Raw genomic sequence first — 15900 nt, forward strand, 5'->3', positions numbered from 1 at the left:
AAATTTGGTATATTCCATATCTTCGTGCTATGCTTACAAATTGTTACAACGAAGTCGTCCAATTGGCAGGATCGCTGAGTTGAGATCGGGGGAACAATGAGCGGAGTGATACCAACAGACTTGGGTCTGAACGCTAAAGCCATGTCCCTGTGGGGCAAGACAAATCTGCATGACGAGAATGATTGGCAGGGAGTTTTCGCGCATCTGAGTGATTCCGCTGCAGTGGCTGGGTACTTATGGCGTGACTGGGTGCCCCGGGGCACCCGAGAGATCATCATCCGCGATGTTGGTGATCCGGAATTGGCTCGCAAAGTCTGCATGTTTATCACCGGTGTCCATGATATCGGTAAGGCAACCCCGGTTTTCCAAAGCAAGCCGTTGACGCATGCGCCTGGTATGCAGGATCTCTCCCTACAGTGGAAGCCCAGACAGGCTGGTCTGCGGTTCCCTGATGTTCCGATTACGGATACCAATTATCCTACCCATCCCATAGCGGGCCAAAGGATTCTGGAGTCGTATCTGAAGCAGGTACGACATTGGAACAGGTCAGTGGCCGAATCCTATGCCTGTGTCGTTGGAGGGCATCATGGTCAGCCTCCTACGCGTCAGGCTCTATGCAAGTCCGATATGGATGTGCGGATGGGCACTGCTCAGGGTTATGAGGACTGGGCTGAAGTCCAGCGCCAACTGATTGAATTCGTGGCCAAGCAGTGTGAGCTTAGTGATGATGACTTCGCTCGGCTGAGCAGAAGGCGTCTAAACATATATGCCGAATCTGTGCTGGAGGGGCTGGTCATTATGGCCGACTGGATCGCCAGCAACAGCGACGATGCTCTATTTCCCTTGGTGCCGCTCAACCCTAAGAGCTATGACGAACAGACCTGGGACCGGATGAATTCAGTACGTACAAGAGCTGGTCTTAAGGCACGTCAGGAGCGCGGATGGCGTAACCTCGATCTGCCTCCTAAGTGGCAACCGATTCACGAGCAGATCAGCGTAGGGGAGCGCTTCGCCTCCAGATTTGATCTGCCGGCAGGTGCCAATCCCAGACCAGTCCAGGAGCAGGCCGCACATCTGGCGGAAACGACCAAGGATCCAGGCATTATGGTCATCGAAGCGCCCATGGGCGAAGGCAAGACCGAAGCAGCCCTGGCCTGTGCGGAAATTCTGGCTGAACGAACAGGCAGGGGAGGAGTCTGCGTGGCCCTGCCGACAATGGCCACCACCGATGCCATGTTCTCGCGGTGCAAGAGTTGGATCGATAGATTGCCTCAACCTGAGGGGCGCTCTGAGAAATCCACCTCGCTCAGACATGGCAAAGCTGCTCTCAACAGGGAATTTATGTCCATGATGACTTCAGCCAGGGGGTCGGCCACCTCATCAGTTTTCGATGAGGATGTCCTACAAGGCTCTGGTGCACGAAAGGCCACCTACCCCGAGGCAGTGGTGAACGACTGGCTGCGAGGAAGAAAGAAAGGGGTGCTGGCTAACTTCCTGATCTGCACTATCGATCAGGTGCTCATGGCCGCTCTGCAGATGAAGCACGTCAGTCTGCGGCAGCTGGCTCTAGCCAACAAAGTTGTCATCATCGACGAATGCCACGCTTACGACACCTACATGCGTGAATACCTCAAGAGAACCCTGGAATGGTTGGGAGGATTCCACAACCCAGTCATCCTTCTGTCGGCAACCCTGCCTGCATCGATGCGACGTGAGCTGGTGGACGCTTATATTAAGGGGTATGCCTCGGTGCTCGGCGGGTCGAGTAACCTTGCGGAGCAGTCCCCCCAAGTTGCACCGCGTCGTTTTGCAAGCATGGAGGCATTTGCTGACCGCTACTCCAAGCAACGTAATGATAAGGCTTCTGACTCTTCACAGCCGGGTGACAGGCAGCCCTTTAATGAGGGAAAGGACCCTGACGACCTGCATGCTTATCCGCTGATTACCTACACATCTGGAACGACCTGCCGGACCAGCTCGGTGCGATCTTCAGGTCGTGCGGTAGACATCGATTGTCATGTCATTGATGACGATCTTGAACATTTGTCAGACTTGCTGCAAGAGCGTCTGGCTGAAGGTGGCTGCGCCGCTGTGATTTGCGACACCGTAGACCGTGCCCAGCAAACTGCAGCAGCTTTGACCAATGTATTTGGTTCGGACCAGGTCAGACTGACGCATTCACGCTTCATCGACCGGGATCGTATGGACAACGAACGAGAACTCCGAGAACGCCTTGGCCCGGATGCAACCCTAGCCAATGGAGGACGTCCTCACCGGCTGATTGTTGTGGGCACGCAGGTTCTGGAGCAATCCCTGGACGTCGACTTCGATCTTATGGTCACCGATATAGCTCCGGTCGATCTGTTGTTACAGCGCATGGGTCGTCTGCATCGCCATCGCAGAGGACAAGGTGAGGGCGACCGTCCAGCTGGTCTGCGGAAAGCCTTCTGCTATCTGCGAGGCATTGCCTCCTGGAACGCGGATGGGCCAGTATTTCCTGACTATATAGACAGCGTCTATCCACCGGCATCACTGCTTGAAGCTCTTGCTGTGCTTTGTCTGCAAACAGTTAGCGCCCACCGCTTGCTGCATCTTCCTGATGACATCTCTCCGCTGGTCCGCACGGCTTATGACTCTGATGCAATTGCACAGTTGATACCCAAAGCCTGGCAAAAACGGTATCGGCTGGATGTACACAAGCGTGCCCAAAAGGATGCGGAAGAGATCGATAAGGCCCAAGTCTATTTGATGAAAGATTCGGCCCGTCTGCTGCACCAGTCTCACACCTTGGTGGACCTGTTTACAGGCACTGTGGACGCCAGGTCTGAAGCCAAAGCCAGACAGGCTGTCAGAGACACTCATGATTCGGTGGAGGTGGTGCTTCTGCGCCGGTGTGGTGATGAGTATGCGCTTCTGCCATGGATCGGAAGCGATACAGTACCTTGCGGGGCTCCTGTGCCCACAAAAACCGAACCTGAAAACCGGCTGGCGCAAGTGGTGTTGCGTTGCTCGGTAAATCTGTCAGATCGCATCTGTCACGACATTGATGCGCTGATCAATGAACTAGAGCTCCGAGCCAGTGACTGTGTTGATGCATGGCATCAATCTCCTTGGCTGGATGGCTGTTTACCTCTGGTATTGGATGAGGAAGAATCCGATTCGGGTCGCCGGAGATTTGTCGCCACTGTACTTGGTTACCTTATCGGATACACCCGTGAGGATGGGCTTACTTGTGTGAAAGCCGACGAGGACGAAAAGAGCTGAACGTTGCAGTGCCTCGCCAGTGTAGGCATTTTCCACTTATGAATAATCGAACAAGCAGAAAGGACAATGATAATGAATGATGTTGGAGCGACCGGCGGAGGCCGGCCGTCGTTCAATCTCTTGGACCAGCCCTGGATCAGGGTTACATATTTGGAAGGACAAGTCGGCCTGGTCTCCCTTCGTGACCTTTTGGTTGAAGCCCATCGAATCCGTGAGATTTCAAGTGACATGCCTCAGCAGACCTTGCCCATACTGAGGAATGCCTTGGCTGTGCTTTACCAGGCATACGCTCAGCGGTTTCGTCCTATGATCGGGGATGATAATCCGACGGCCTTGCTGCAGCTGTGGTGGACGCTTTGGCAGACTGGGCAGTTCGACCCTCAAGTAATTGACGATTACCTTGAGCGCTATCACGATCGGTTCGATTTGTTCAACCCGGAGCATCCTTTTTACCAGACGCCGGGATTGACCTACTCGTCCGAGGATAAAGAGTATGACAGCATTGGCGAACTTCAGGCTGACGTTCCTAAGCCCAAGAAGTTTCTCTTTTCCATGCGCGCCAAGAACGACCTGGACTCGCTTACATTGCCTGAGGCAGCCCGATGGTTGGTCTTTCTCCAGGCCTATGACCCTGCAGGCATCAAATCGCCGGTAGATGGGGAGACCCATATTCTGCGCAACAGGGTTTATCCGCCCAAGTCCAAGGTGGGAACCGGCTGGCTGGGCGCCTTGGGCAACGTTTATTTGGAACAGGACAACTTGTTCGCCACCCTGATGCTCAACTGGTGCTTGATCAATCCCCGCGGCCGTGGAGATGATGATATCTGGTTCGGCAAGCCTGGTGATTTGGCGCCCTGGGAGCGCGAGCCGGCCGGCCCTGACATGGATCCTGACTATCAACCCACGGGCATTGTGGACATGCTCACTCTGCAATCACGCAGGGTAAGGCTGGTGCCTGACGACTCAGGTTCCCGTGTGGTCGGCATCGTCGTCTGCTATGGCGATGTCATCAGCGCTGACAACATGGACGCTTATGAGCCTATGACGGCCTGGCGTTACGGCAGCGAGAACCTGCGGAAGAAATTGGGACTGCCGACAGCGCCTCGCATGCCAGTCACATTCACTTCCGACAAGGCCATTTGGCGGCAGCTGCAACCTTTGATCAGCGCGGGAAGCAACGGAGCAGGTCAGACTGATGACACCCGTCCTGGTGTTATTCGGTGGGTTGAAACTCTGTTGAATTGGAATCGGGATGATGCAGGGTCCGGAAAAGTGATGCAAATGGCTCGCATCCATACACAGAGCATGATCTATGGTCCGCAGAACAGCTTCTTCTCGGATGCTATCGATGATTCACTCGATGCAAACCTTCAACTGCTTCATTTGGATGCTGCCGCCGTGGATGTGGTGGTTCAAGTTGTTGAGCGTACTGAGGATTCCGTCAAGGCGTTGGACTCCATGGTTGCCCAGTTGAACCAATCCGCAGGCGACAAAGCGCAGAAGGACCGCTTCTATGCTGCAATAGCTCGCGTCAAGGAGCGTGCATATGCTTCCCTGGATCAGCTGTTCAGACAGAGGATTGCGGAGTTCGGTCCTTCAGAGGATGTCGAACGTTACCGTAATGACTGGTTCCAGGCCATTCATCGGGATCTGATCGGCATAGCTGGTGAGTACCGCGACCAGTCTCCGGCGCCGTCTTTCCTGCCCAAGGTCAATGGCGCCCGATCTGCTGAGCCAATCTTCGACAGATTCTTATACCAATTGAATAAATATCTAGGTCCCCTTCCCTCTCGTGAGGGCGAGACCGCAAATGAAAAGGAGGTTCAATGATGACTGCAGCTACCATGACGAACGATCGTGTCTTGTCAGTCGACGACCGCAAACAGGCCGTCGGGCGGTATGTCAATTACCGGATTGGGAAATTGCAGTACGCCTACACGGTCCAGGCCAGCAGCGTGGCCAGGGCTCATCTGGCCCTGCTGCGTCGGGGCATTGACGATGGCAGGGTGCGGTGGATGAATGTCGGGTTTGATCTATATGAGGATTGGCCGCAGGATACTCTGGGAAACCCGGCCCTCGACAATGACCGTAATATCGTCACGGAAACACGGGCTATTGCCACTGCCCTGCAGATGTATGCGCTTCATCAGCAGTCGAAATCTCAGGGTATGGCCTGGATGCCTGATCATAAGGGTACAGGGAATAACACCGAAGCTAAGCAGCTAGCGCGATCCAAGCGCTCCCGCTACAGTTTCGGCCACGCATGCCGCATGATCGACGCCAACCAGGACGGTTCTAAGACCACCCCAGTTCTTCGAAGACTGCAAATCATGGAGGATGTTCCTGATTTCGATGGCATCCGGCATCAGCTGTATTCGTTGATAAGGATGATGAGGAATCAGGATGTGCAGCTGGACTATCAGGCTTTCGCCCAAGATCTTTATCTGCTGCAGCTGCCTGGTCGGAGGTCCTCTGTCTTTCACCGTTGGGCTCGTCAGTATTACGCCGTGCACAAGGCAGCGGATGCGAAAGAGGGTGAGAAGGCCAATAGAACAGCTGAAGTCTAGTAACACGGTCAATGGTGACAGGTTGTCTCGAATGATTCGCCATCTAGTAGATACACATACACAAGATCACTGATTTTCAAAAAATAAATATTAAGGAGAAAAGCCATGTTTATGGATATTTATGCAGTTCAGAACGTCCCGCCGAGCAACATCAATCGTGACGAAACGGGTAATCCCAAGACAGCTCAGTATGGCGGTGTCTTGCGCTCGCGAGTCTCCAGCCAGGCCTGGAAGCGGGCCATGCGCGAGACCTTCAAGTCTTTGCTGGACAAGAAACAGTTGGGGGTACGGACGAAGAATGCAGTCGAGCTGATCGTAAAGGCCATGGTTAATCAACGGCCTGAATCGGCGGACCGGGCTGAAAGCTACGCTTCCATGGTCTTGAAGGCCACCGGTGTTAAGGTCGTCGCTTCCACTCGCGCAGGAGCAGCCAGTGGTAAGCCGGTCACTCAATATCTGATCTTCATCGGCAACACCGAAATCGGCAAGCTGGCTGCTATCGCACTGGAATGGATGGATCAGGGAAAGGATCTGGCCAAAGCTCCGGATTCGGCCATGAAGAAGGAAGTATCGGCGGTCTTCCACGGTGAACAGGCGGTCGACATCGCCCTGTTCGGCCGTATGCTGGCTGATGCCCCTGACCTGAATACGGATGCCAGCGCTCAGGTGGCTCATGCCATCTCCGTGGATGCCATCAAGCCTGAGTACGACTATTTCACTGCCGCTGATGACTGCGCGGAAGCGGACAACGCCGGTGCGGCTATGATCGACTCCGTCGGCTTCAACTCATCCACACTGTATCGCTACGCGACCGTGAACCTGGATGCCCTGCAGGAGCAGATTGGCAATGCCGAGGCCACTGCGAGAGTGGCTTCGGTCTTCGTAGAGGCTTTCATCCGATCCATGCCGACCGGCAAGCAGAATTCCTACGCCAATAGGACTCTGCCCGAGACCTGCATTGTGGCCTTCCGTGACAGCCAGCCCATCAATGCTGTGGAAGCCTTTGAACGTCCGGTTGTAGCCGAGCATGATCAGCCTATCTCGCAGGTCGCTGGCCGCAGGCTGGTTGAGGAGTTGCGCAGGATTCAGGATGCTTATGATGAGCAACCTGTGCGTGCTTGGGCGATCAGCACGGATTTGTCAGCGCAGGACTTGGCTCCGGTGGCTGAGTCTGTCGGTCTCAAGGATCTGACCAGCCAGGTGGATGCTGAGACTATGCGCGTGCTGGGTCAGCAGGAGTAATTATGAGCATACTGCTGTTGCGATTGTCGGGGCCTTTGCAGTCCTGGGGGAGCTCCTCGCGTTTTACGATTCGCACCACACAACGGGAGCCCACCAAGAGCGCGGTGATTGGTCTGCTTGCTTCGGCGCAAGGGCGTCAACGCGGTGACGACATTGAGGATCTGCTGCATCTAAGCTTCGGTGTCCGCATCGATCAACCGGGCATCTTGGTCAATGACATGCAAACAGAGCACGGTGCCAATGTCAAAGCCATGCCATTGACCACACGGTACTACTTATCCGATGCGAAATTCCTGGTGGCTTTAGGCGCTGATTCTGCGCTTTTGGAAGGTCTGGACCAGGCTCTGCGTCATCCCCGTTGGCCATTATATTTGGGTCGCCGGGCTTGCCCGCCGGATTACCCGGTCTCGCTTGGTTTGGTTCAGAAGGACCGTGTGGATCAGGCCCTGCGCACGCATCCCTGGATGGCCGCTTCTTGGTATAAGAGGCGCCATCAAGGCTGCCGACTGGAGGTTGTCTGTGACGCGGACTTCGCTAAGGACGAAGACAATGGGATTGTCTCTTCCCAGGCAGATGCTCCGCTGAGTTTCGGTGCTGCCCGCAGATATGCGGTCAGAACGGTTTGCCGATACAGAATCCCCAATCCGGATGGTCCCGGCTCTGACGAGCAGCGGACTAAAGCCGTTCCGGATCACGATCCAATGTCGTTTTTCTAGGAGGCAGGCATGTATATATCCAGAATGCCGTTGAACACTGCACGGTATGCGGCAAAGCAACTGATTGCCTCGCCTTACCGTCTTCATGCCGCCGTGGAGAAGTCCTTCCCGCCGGGTGCTGTACGCAGCGGCGATGGGGGACGTATCCTGTGGCGATTGGATTTCTCCCGTGATGGAGATTCGACCTGGCTGTATGTGGTGAGTCCTGAGCGTCCTGACTTCACCCATATTGTCGAGCAGGCCGGTTGGCCGACCCATGCAGAGTGGGAGGTGAAGGATTACGAGCCGTTAATCACTCATATAGCCAAGGGACAGGAGTGGGCCTTCAGGCTTCGGGCCAATCCCGCCAGACAGGTCTATGTCGACAAAGGGCGGCGGTCCAATCATGCAGTAGTCGGCAAGGTGATGGGGCATGTCACTGTGGGTTATCAGTTGTCTTGGTTGCAGAAGCACAGTGAACGCAACGGATTTGCCCTCCTAGGCAGCTCTGAAGAGGAGGCTGGACTATCCTGCCTTGTTTCCCAGCGCCGCAAGGAGCAGTTCGACCACGGGGACGGCAAGGTCACCTTGGTCACAGCCCAGTTCGACGGACAGCTTCGTGTAACCGATGCGCAAGCTTTTCAGCGTTGCCTACGGCAAGGCATCGGCAGGGCCAAGAGCTTCGGCTGTGGGTTGCTGACGGTGGCTCCGATCCGATGACTAAGGATCAGTTTATGGGGTCTGCCGGGAGAACCGAGATTCCCGGCAGTCCCCCTCCTGAATTGGGTGATCTGGTACGGGCCGAGGATAGGCTCTCGTTCGCATATTTCGAGCACTGTGTTATCACTCGCGAGGACAATGCCATCGCGGTTACCAGAGATACCGGGACTATACGGCTGCCTGCCGCCAATCTAGGTGTGCTCATGCTTGGTCCCGGCACCACCGTCAGCCACCAGGCCATGGTGGTAATCGGTGACAATGGTGCCAGCGTGGTATGGGTGGGGGAGCGCGGTGTGAGGATGTATGCGTTCGGCCGTCCTCTGACGCATTCGGCTGCCCTTCTGCAAAGGCAGGCGGCTTTGGTCTCCAACACCCGCAAACGTTTGGCTGTAGCGAGGGCCATGTACCAGATGCGCTTCCTAAACGAAGATGTCAGCTCTTGTACCATGCAGCAGCTGCGTGGGCGTGAAGGCGCCCGAGTTCGACAGGTCTACCGTCACTGGTCGGAACTGACTGGCGTAGCTTGGGATAAACGAACCTATGATCATGAGGATTTCGATGCCGGCAACGAGATCAATAAGGCCCTGTCGGCTGCTCATACCTGCTTGTACGGAATCGCTCACTCGGTGATCGTTGCGCTTGGGTGTTCTCCGGGCTTGGGATTCGTCCATGTGGGCCATGAGCGTTCCTTTGTTTATGATGTGGCTGATCTGTATAAGGCCGAGATATCGATTCCTGTAGCTTTCAAGACTGCTGCAAAGCAGCCCGACGACATCGGATCGGCTACCCGGCATGCCATGCGGGATGCTGTCTATGACCTCTCGCTTATGCGACGGATGGCTCGCGATATTCCAAGACTGCTTGGAGCACCTGTTTCTTCCTCTTCTGATGTAGAGGGTGGGACCTTGGAGCTTTGGGATGAGAAGGTTGGCGGAGTTCCGGCCGGGAGATCCTATGCAGATGAGGAGGAGGGGATGGGCTGATGGTGGTCGTTGTTTTGACGGCATGCCCAGTGGGTCTGCGCGGGGATTTGACTCGATGGCTTCTAGAGATAGCATCTGGGGTTTTCGTTGGCCACGTCACCGCTAGGGTCCGGGACCGGCTTTGGGAACGTATCACAGGGCAGATCCGAACTGGCAAGGCCATCATGGTCTATTCTGCCCGCAATGAGCAGCATCTGAGTTTCAAGGTGCATCGCTCAGATTGGAACCCGGTAGACTGTGAAGGATTGACTCTTATGGAGAGGCCTACGGATGGCGGCGATGGCAGATCTGCGGGTGGTGGAAACCGATACCGCCGAACTGGTTGGAGCAATGCAAGCAAGTACAGACGTGCGGCAAGGTTCCGGCGTTCGCGATCCAGCTGAGTCCAAGCAGTCTGCACTTTTAAGATGAGTTTTGCCGTTGCATGCTAAGTATCGATTACTGGGCCAGTGCATTGTGAAGAAGCTCAGTGTAGATGGTCTGAATTGCAGTAACTGAGACAGGGGATAGAGGAGGGATTCGAAATGCAAACTCATTAAAAATCGGAGATCTTGTCTATTGTATTGTTGGGATTGCAAGGATTTCTAAGTGTGTTCCCCGCATCCGCGGGGATGATCCTTTTGTCTCGGCACTCGCGGAAGCCTCGGAAGAGTGTTCCCCGCATCCGCGGGGATGATCCTACAGATACCACCGGATTCGACACTATCGTTAAGTGTTCCCCGCATCCGCGGGGATGATCCGGTGTGCGGCACCGTCCAGCCGGTCACTGCTCCGTGTTCCCCGCATCCGCGGGGATGATCCGCGTGGCCATCTCCTGCATCTCCTCGGCGGTCGGTGTTCCCCGCATCCGCGGGGATGATCCTGATTCACGTGAAACATCGGTCCGGTCCTCAAAGTGTTCCCCGCATCCGCGGGGATGATCCCGCCCTGTCCAAGCAGGACGGGCTGGACATCGGGTGTTCCCCGCATCCGCGGGGATGATCCCCAACCTGCAGGCCGTCTACGACACCAGCAGGAGTGTTCCCCGCATCCGCGGGGATGATCCGTAGTGGACTTGGTAGTTTCCTCAAAATATTTAGTGTTCCCCGCATCCGCGGGGATGATCCTGAGCGGCTTACCGAACGCGCTTCCCTCACCGGGTGTTCCCCGCATCCGCGGGGATGATCCGTCCATCCAGAGCATGGCTGACCATCTGTCCGGGTGTTCCCCGCATCCGCGGGGATGATCCTCCCCGGTAACGAGTTCGCTCTGACCCGTCAAGGTGTTCCCCGCATCCGCGGGGATGATCCCCGATGATGGCTATGTCGTCGGCTGCCAGGCTGGTGTTCCCCGCATCCGCGGGGATGATCCTGGCAGGCCAAAGGGGACCCGATCCCCGTGGTCGTGTTCCCCGCATCCGCGGGGATGATCCGTGGACATGATGGCGTGGCGGTCGGTGGTCAATGTGTTCCCCGCATCCGCGGGGATGATCCCAGCATTACTAGGTTTTCTGAGTTCCATCATCAGTGTTCCCCGCATCCGCGGGGATGATCCTCGCACAGACCGGGCCGCTGCCAGCAGACCCGGGTGTTCCCCGCATCCGCGGGGATGATCCTCGTTCCGTTGTTCGCGCCACCGGGCAGAATGTGTGTTCCCCGCATCCGCGGGGATGATCCCTGGTTAGCCATGGCTTCCGCGGTGGTCGCCTGGTGTTCCCCGCATCCGCGGGGATGATCCGGCGCTTGCATATTTGGGGTATTGGCGTGCCATGTGTTCCCCGCATCCGCGGGGATGATCCCAAGTCCACCTATGTCGACCGTTTCGACGTGGTGTGTTCCCCGCATCCGCGGGGATGATCCCCTGAACGCCTTTCTGCGGGTCTTTCGTGAATGGTGTTCCCCGCATCCGCGGGGATGATCCTTATCGGCCACATCATAGGTAGTCAGTAATTCCGTGTTCCCCGCATCCGCGGGGATGATCCTACTTCGATGGCATCCTTGTAGCTGGGCCAGCCGTGTTCCCCGCATCCGCGGGGATGATCCTACGGCTTCTAATCAATCGTTGCCCCGGCCATCGTGTTCCCCGCATCCGCGGGGATGATCCCGACCATGAAAACACGCGACATAGTGGACATCAGTGTTCCCCGCATCCGCGGGGATGATCCTGACCCCTTTTCCGTGACCACCTTGGGGTACTGGTGTTCCCCGCATCCGCGGGGATGATCCCCTACGCCAACGCACAGCAGGCCGAACGCATATGTGTTCCCCGCATCCGCGGGGATGATCCCACCCCAGGCTTACCGTATATGGCTTCGTTGATGTGTTCCCCGCATCCGCGGGGATGATCCCAAATCGATATCTGCTCAATTCCAGTGTCAAAAGTGTTCCCCGCATCCGCGGGGATGATCCCTTTCACCGGCCTGCGACAAGGCAGCTCAATGCGTGTTCCCCGCATCCGCGGGGATGATCCTAGGTATCTGTGATCCGGTCGCGGATGGTTTTGGTGTTCCCCGCATCCGCGGGGATGATCCCGCCGAGGCGCTGAGCCTCCTCAACCGAGCCGAGTGTTCCCCGCATCCGCGGGGATGATCCCTACAACCCGCACATGCTTGCCCTCGAACTCGTGTGTTCCCCGCATCCGCGGGGATGATCCTAGGAGTCTGCTCGTTAGGGTGCGCATCTCCCTGTGTTCCCCGCATCCGCGGGGATGATCCCCTGAGCGCCATCTTCGCAGGCACCGAGGTCGAGTGTTCCCCGCATCCGCGGGGATGATCCCCTGAAAGAAACCACCCACAAAAGCAGGAAAAAGTGTTCCCCGCATCCGCGGGGATGATCCCATCATGTGCATAGCACATACATGTAGTTTTACGTGTTCCCCGCATCCGCGGGGATGATCCCCTGGTCGTCACTCATGCTGTTCAGCTTGGCCAGTGTTCCCCGCATCCGCGGGGATGATCCGCGGCAGACCGTATCGAAAGGGCGCTTCAGGACGTGTTCCCCGCATCCGCGGGGATGATCCACGTTTTTGATCCCGTTGGTGTACACGGTGTCGGTGTTCCCCGCATCCGCGGGGATGATCCCGGTCGGTCTGCACTCGGGCGGTTTTCTGGGTTGTGTTCCCCGCATCCGCGGGGATGATCCCAGGAGGACAGCCATGATAGATGAACGCCGCTTGTGTTCCCCGCATCCGCGGGGATGATCCCTTCGCCACCATCATCGACCACACCGCCGGAAGGTGTTCCCCGCATCCGCGGGGATGATCCCCGGTGTCGCTCGGGGGGTCGACCATCGGGAAAGTGTTCCCCGCATCCGCGGGGATGATCCCCCACCTGCTTGAGGGCCTTAGAAGCTTCGTCCGTGTTCCCCGCATCCGCGGGGATGATCCTTCAGCGACCTCCCAGCTTGACATGCCCGGATGGTGTTCCCCGCATCTGCGGGGATGATCCTCGTATCTGCCGGAACTCGCCGTGTTTCATTTTGTGTTCCCCGCATCCGCGGGGATGATCCCAGTTCCGTACACGCTGTTTTCCTTGGTTACATGTGTTCCCCGCATCCGCGGGGATGATCCTTCATCACCGCGATTGCGAGACCCAATCACAATGTGTTCCCCGCATCCGCGGGGATGATCCCACGGCGAGCGTGCCTGGCGATTTCGTCGTGGTGTGTTCCCCGCATCCGCGGGGATGATCCTACTTTCAGCATGAGCGGTCAGGACATCAATGGGTGTTCCCCGCATCCGCGGGGATGATCCTGACGGGTATGGCACCGATCAGAGCCTGGATTAGTGTTCCCCGCATCCGCGGGGATGATCCGTCACGCCACACCGTCCTTAGTGCCAACAACCCGTGTTCCCCGCATCCGCGGGGATGATCCGTCCGGCGGCGACGAGCTCGTCAGCCTGTTTTTGTGTTCCCCGCATCCGCGGGGATGATCCCCACTACGAAAACAAATACTGGGATCTGTTCGAGTGTTCCCCGCATCCGCGGGGATGATCCCGATTCAACCGTCTCCTGCATTCCGCAAGAACAGGTGTTCCCCGCATCCGCGGGGATGATCCTTCCATCCGATCCGATGCGACCCGGGCGTCACAGTGTTCCCCGCATCCGCGGGGATGATCCCTTGAGTGAATCACGGAATTCCACCCTCTTGTTGTGTTCCCCGCATCCGCGGGGATGATCCCTGCACGTACTTGTACAGGCGGGCGGAATCGTCGTGTTCCCCGCATCCGCGGGGATGATCCGCATGAACACAGCAGCACAGGACACAGGACAGTGTGTTCCCCGCATCCGCGGGGATGATCCTCACGGCTGGTGGGTGATGAGCGAGGACAGACGGTGTTCCCCGCATCCGCGGGGATGATCCCCCATACGGTTTAATCTTCCGGAACAGGGACGGGTGTTCCCCGCATCCGCGGGGATGATCCGCCCGTGAGTGCTCTCGGCTGTACTGCCGAAAAGTGTTCCCCGCATCCGCGGGGATGATCCCTCGTCGCCGTTGACTATGCCCTTGCCGAGAGCGTGTTCCCCGCATCCGCGGGGATGATCCCCGTTTGTCCGCGGCACTCACCTATGCGCAGCGGTGTTCCCCGCATCCGCGGGGATGATCCCAAGCTGTCTCCCAATGACACTGAGCTCACATTGTGTTCCCCGCATCCGCGGGGATGATCCCACGCCGCTCACATCCGGAGCGGCCGGCATCTTGTGTTCCCCGCATCCGCGGGGATGATCCACAGACCGACCCTAAGATCGGTGCTCGCATGTGGTGTTCCCCGCATCCGCGGGGATGATCCCTGGCACCGAACACCACGACGCTGACCCTGGAAGTGTTCCCCGCATCCGCGGGGATGATCCTTGTGTTCCGGGTCCGCGTCGATGTCGTACACGGTGTTCCCCGCATCCGCGGGGATGATCCCATGTCTCTGTTGCCGATTGAGATTGTCCTCTTGTGTTCCCCGCATCCGCGGGGATGATCCGTGTTTGAATGCTATTCGGTCTATTACTGCGACGTGTTCCCCGCATCCGCGGGGATGATCCTCCGGTCACCCTAAACGCGATACTCTCTAACAAGTGTTCCCCGCATCCGCGGGGATGATCCTGCACAAGCCCAGTAATTTAATCTGGTTGTGCGGTGTTCCCCGCATCCGCGGGGATGATCCTGGTCATGGCTTGTCTGTCGAGTCTTGGATCAGGTGTTCCCCGCATCCGCGGGGATGATCCCCCTGCGGCCGACTGCCAGCTGGCCGCGAACCGGTGTTCCCCGCGTCCGCGGGGATGATCCCGGGATTATTTCAGCACTTGGCAGTTCCCCCTGGTGTTCCCCGCATCCGCGGGGATGATCCGCCGAAATCGGAGATGCTCAGGTCCCAGGAGAAGTGTTCCCCGCATCCGCGGGGATGATCCTTGGAATTTGTCCCAGACTGTCAAGAGCAGCGGGTGTTCCCCGCATCCGCGGGGATGATCCCTTTACGGCCCCACCATGGACCTCTACAGCACAGTGTTCCCCGCATCCGCGGGGATGATCCCAGATAAGCGCGAATCCAAGAATCAGTGCCATCGTGTTCCCCGCATCCGCGGGGATGATCCCCAGCACGGGTGCCATACCTATCCACCAAGTCGGTGTTCCCCGCATCCGCGGGGATGATCCCACCATACCCGCTGTTTGTAAGCCTCGCACGCTGTGTTCCCCGCATCCGCGGGGATGATCCCAGGCCAGCATGAGTATGATGCCGGACGAGGACGTGTTCCCCGCATCCGCGGGGATGATCCCGCGCCGAGCGTGAGGCCCCCAGCGAGGAAACTGTGTTCCCCGCATCCGCGGGGATGATCCCAATATCCGTCCACCCTATACGATCCATCCCCGGCAGGTGTTCCCCGCATCCGCGGGGATGATCCCGCCATCCGCAGCGGCAAGGTGCCCAACGTCCAGTGTTCCCCGCATCCGCGGGGATGATCCACAATCCAAAAAAACGTACAAAAAGAGATTAAAGTGTTCCTCGCATCCGCGGGGATGATCCGCGTGATGAGATTATTAAGGGGTTTGACGCTGTGTGTTCCCCGCATCCGCGGGGATGATCCCGGGTTGACGCCGATGGCCTCCCTATGCACCAGGTGTTCCCCGCATCCGCGGGGATGATCCTCTCACAGCCCTTACCGTCAGCATTGAGTCTTAGTGTTCCCCGCATCCGCGGGGATGATCCTCTACAACCTCAACGCTCACCAACCGTGATCAGGTGTTCCCCGCATCCGCGGGGATGATCCGCTCTGATTCAGGCGGGTGGAGAGTTCGACCTAGTGTTCCCCGCATCCGCGGGGATGATCCCATGCTCACCCAATCACACTTGGACATACTTGTGTGTTCCCCGCATCCGCGGGGATGATCCCTTCGTCTGGCGCGACGACGTGCTTTTCCACTAGTGTTCCCCGCATCCGCGGGGATGATCCCTTATTGACCT

At 57.5% G+C, this 15900-nt stretch carries 8 protein-coding genes, 1 pseudogene and 1 CRISPR repeat array (1 of these 10 only partly in view); all 9 genes and pseudogenes read left to right on the forward strand.

What is annotated here, in order from left to right; translation table 11 throughout:
* Nucleotides 1-96: 96 nt before the first annotated feature.
* Nucleotides 97-3264: a CRISPR-associated helicase Cas3' gene (cas3, locus tag H3V04_RS08055; protein WP_232342633.1), complete on the forward strand. Its 3168-nt coding sequence runs from the start codon at nt 97-99 to the stop codon at nt 3262-3264.
* A gap of 120 nt (nt 3265-3384) precedes the next feature.
* Nucleotides 3385-5094, forward strand: a complete 1710-nt coding sequence (gene casA / locus H3V04_RS08060; RefSeq protein WP_198187959.1) for a type I-E CRISPR-associated protein Cse1/CasA — start codon at nt 3385-3387, stop codon at nt 5092-5094.
* Complete coding sequence (gene casB, locus H3V04_RS08065; RefSeq protein WP_198187960.1) at nt 5091-5831, forward strand: type I-E CRISPR-associated protein Cse2/CasB; 741 nt, start codon at nt 5091-5093, stop codon at nt 5829-5831. Before casA ends, casB begins: the two co-directional genes overlap by 4 nt.
* A gap of 105 nt (nt 5832-5936) precedes the next feature.
* Nucleotides 5937-7073: a type I-E CRISPR-associated protein Cas7/Cse4/CasC gene (gene cas7e / locus H3V04_RS08070; RefSeq protein ID WP_198187961.1), complete on the forward strand. Its 1137-nt coding sequence runs from the start codon at nt 5937-5939 to the stop codon at nt 7071-7073.
* 2 nt (nt 7074-7075) lie between these two features.
* The gene (gene cas5e, locus H3V04_RS08075; protein ID WP_198187962.1) at nt 7076-7789 is read left to right on the forward strand and encodes a type I-E CRISPR-associated protein Cas5/CasD; all 714 of its coding nucleotides are present in this window, start codon (nt 7076-7078) and stop codon (nt 7787-7789) included.
* 9 nt (nt 7790-7798) lie between these two features.
* Nucleotides 7799-8488 (forward strand): type I-E CRISPR-associated protein Cas6/Cse3/CasE, encoded by a 690-nt coding sequence (gene cas6e / locus H3V04_RS08080; protein ID WP_198187963.1) that lies wholly within the window; start codon nt 7799-7801, stop codon nt 8486-8488.
* Between the two features lie 14 nt (nt 8489-8502).
* On the forward strand, nt 8503-9471 hold the full coding sequence (gene cas1e, locus H3V04_RS08085) for a type I-E CRISPR-associated endonuclease Cas1e (RefSeq protein WP_198187964.1): 969 nt from the start codon (nt 8503-8505) through the stop codon (nt 9469-9471).
* Nucleotides 9471-9713: pseudogene (gene cas2e / locus H3V04_RS10185) on the forward strand (type I-E CRISPR-associated endoribonuclease Cas2e); the annotation flags it as partial. The gene cas1e and the pseudogene cas2e, both read left to right, overlap by 1 nt.
* A 28-nt stretch (nt 9714-9741) precedes the next feature.
* The gene (locus H3V04_RS10190; RefSeq protein ID WP_232342655.1) at nt 9742-9882 is read left to right on the forward strand and encodes a hypothetical protein; all 141 of its coding nucleotides are present in this window, start codon (nt 9742-9744) and stop codon (nt 9880-9882) included.
* Nucleotides 9883-10061: 179 nt separating this feature from the next.
* A CRISPR array of direct repeats spans nt 10062-15900; the repeat unit is 28 nt; unit sequence GTGTTCCCCGCATCCGCGGGGATGATCC (it continues 2368 nt past the right edge of the window).

It is taken from the genome of Bifidobacterium sp. M0353, from assembly GCF_016100645.1.
GTDB classification, from domain to species: domain Bacteria; phylum Actinomycetota; class Actinomycetes; order Actinomycetales; family Bifidobacteriaceae; genus Bombiscardovia; species Bombiscardovia choladohabitans.

What these genes read in the sequence shown, in the direction of transcription:
- cas3 (WP_232342633.1), top strand. Translation starts at nt 97, where the DNA reads ATGAGCGGAGTGATACCAACAGACTTGGGTCTGAACGCTAAAGCCATG.
- casB (WP_198187960.1), top strand. Translation starts at nt 5,091, where the DNA reads ATGATGACTGCAGCTACCATGACGAACGATCGTGTCTTGTCAGTCGAC.
- cas7e (WP_198187961.1), top strand. Translation starts at nt 5,937, where the DNA reads ATGTTTATGGATATTTATGCAGTTCAGAACGTCCCGCCGAGCAACATC.
- cas5e (WP_198187962.1), top strand. Translation starts at nt 7,076, where the DNA reads ATGAGCATACTGCTGTTGCGATTGTCGGGGCCTTTGCAGTCCTGGGGG.
- cas6e (WP_198187963.1), top strand. Translation starts at nt 7,799, where the DNA reads ATGTATATATCCAGAATGCCGTTGAACACTGCACGGTATGCGGCAAAG.
- cas1e (WP_198187964.1), top strand. Translation starts at nt 8,503, where the DNA reads ATGGGGTCTGCCGGGAGAACCGAGATTCCCGGCAGTCCCCCTCCTGAA.
- H3V04_RS10190 (WP_232342655.1), top strand. Translation starts at nt 9,742, where the DNA reads ATGGCGGCGATGGCAGATCTGCGGGTGGTGGAAACCGATACCGCCGAA.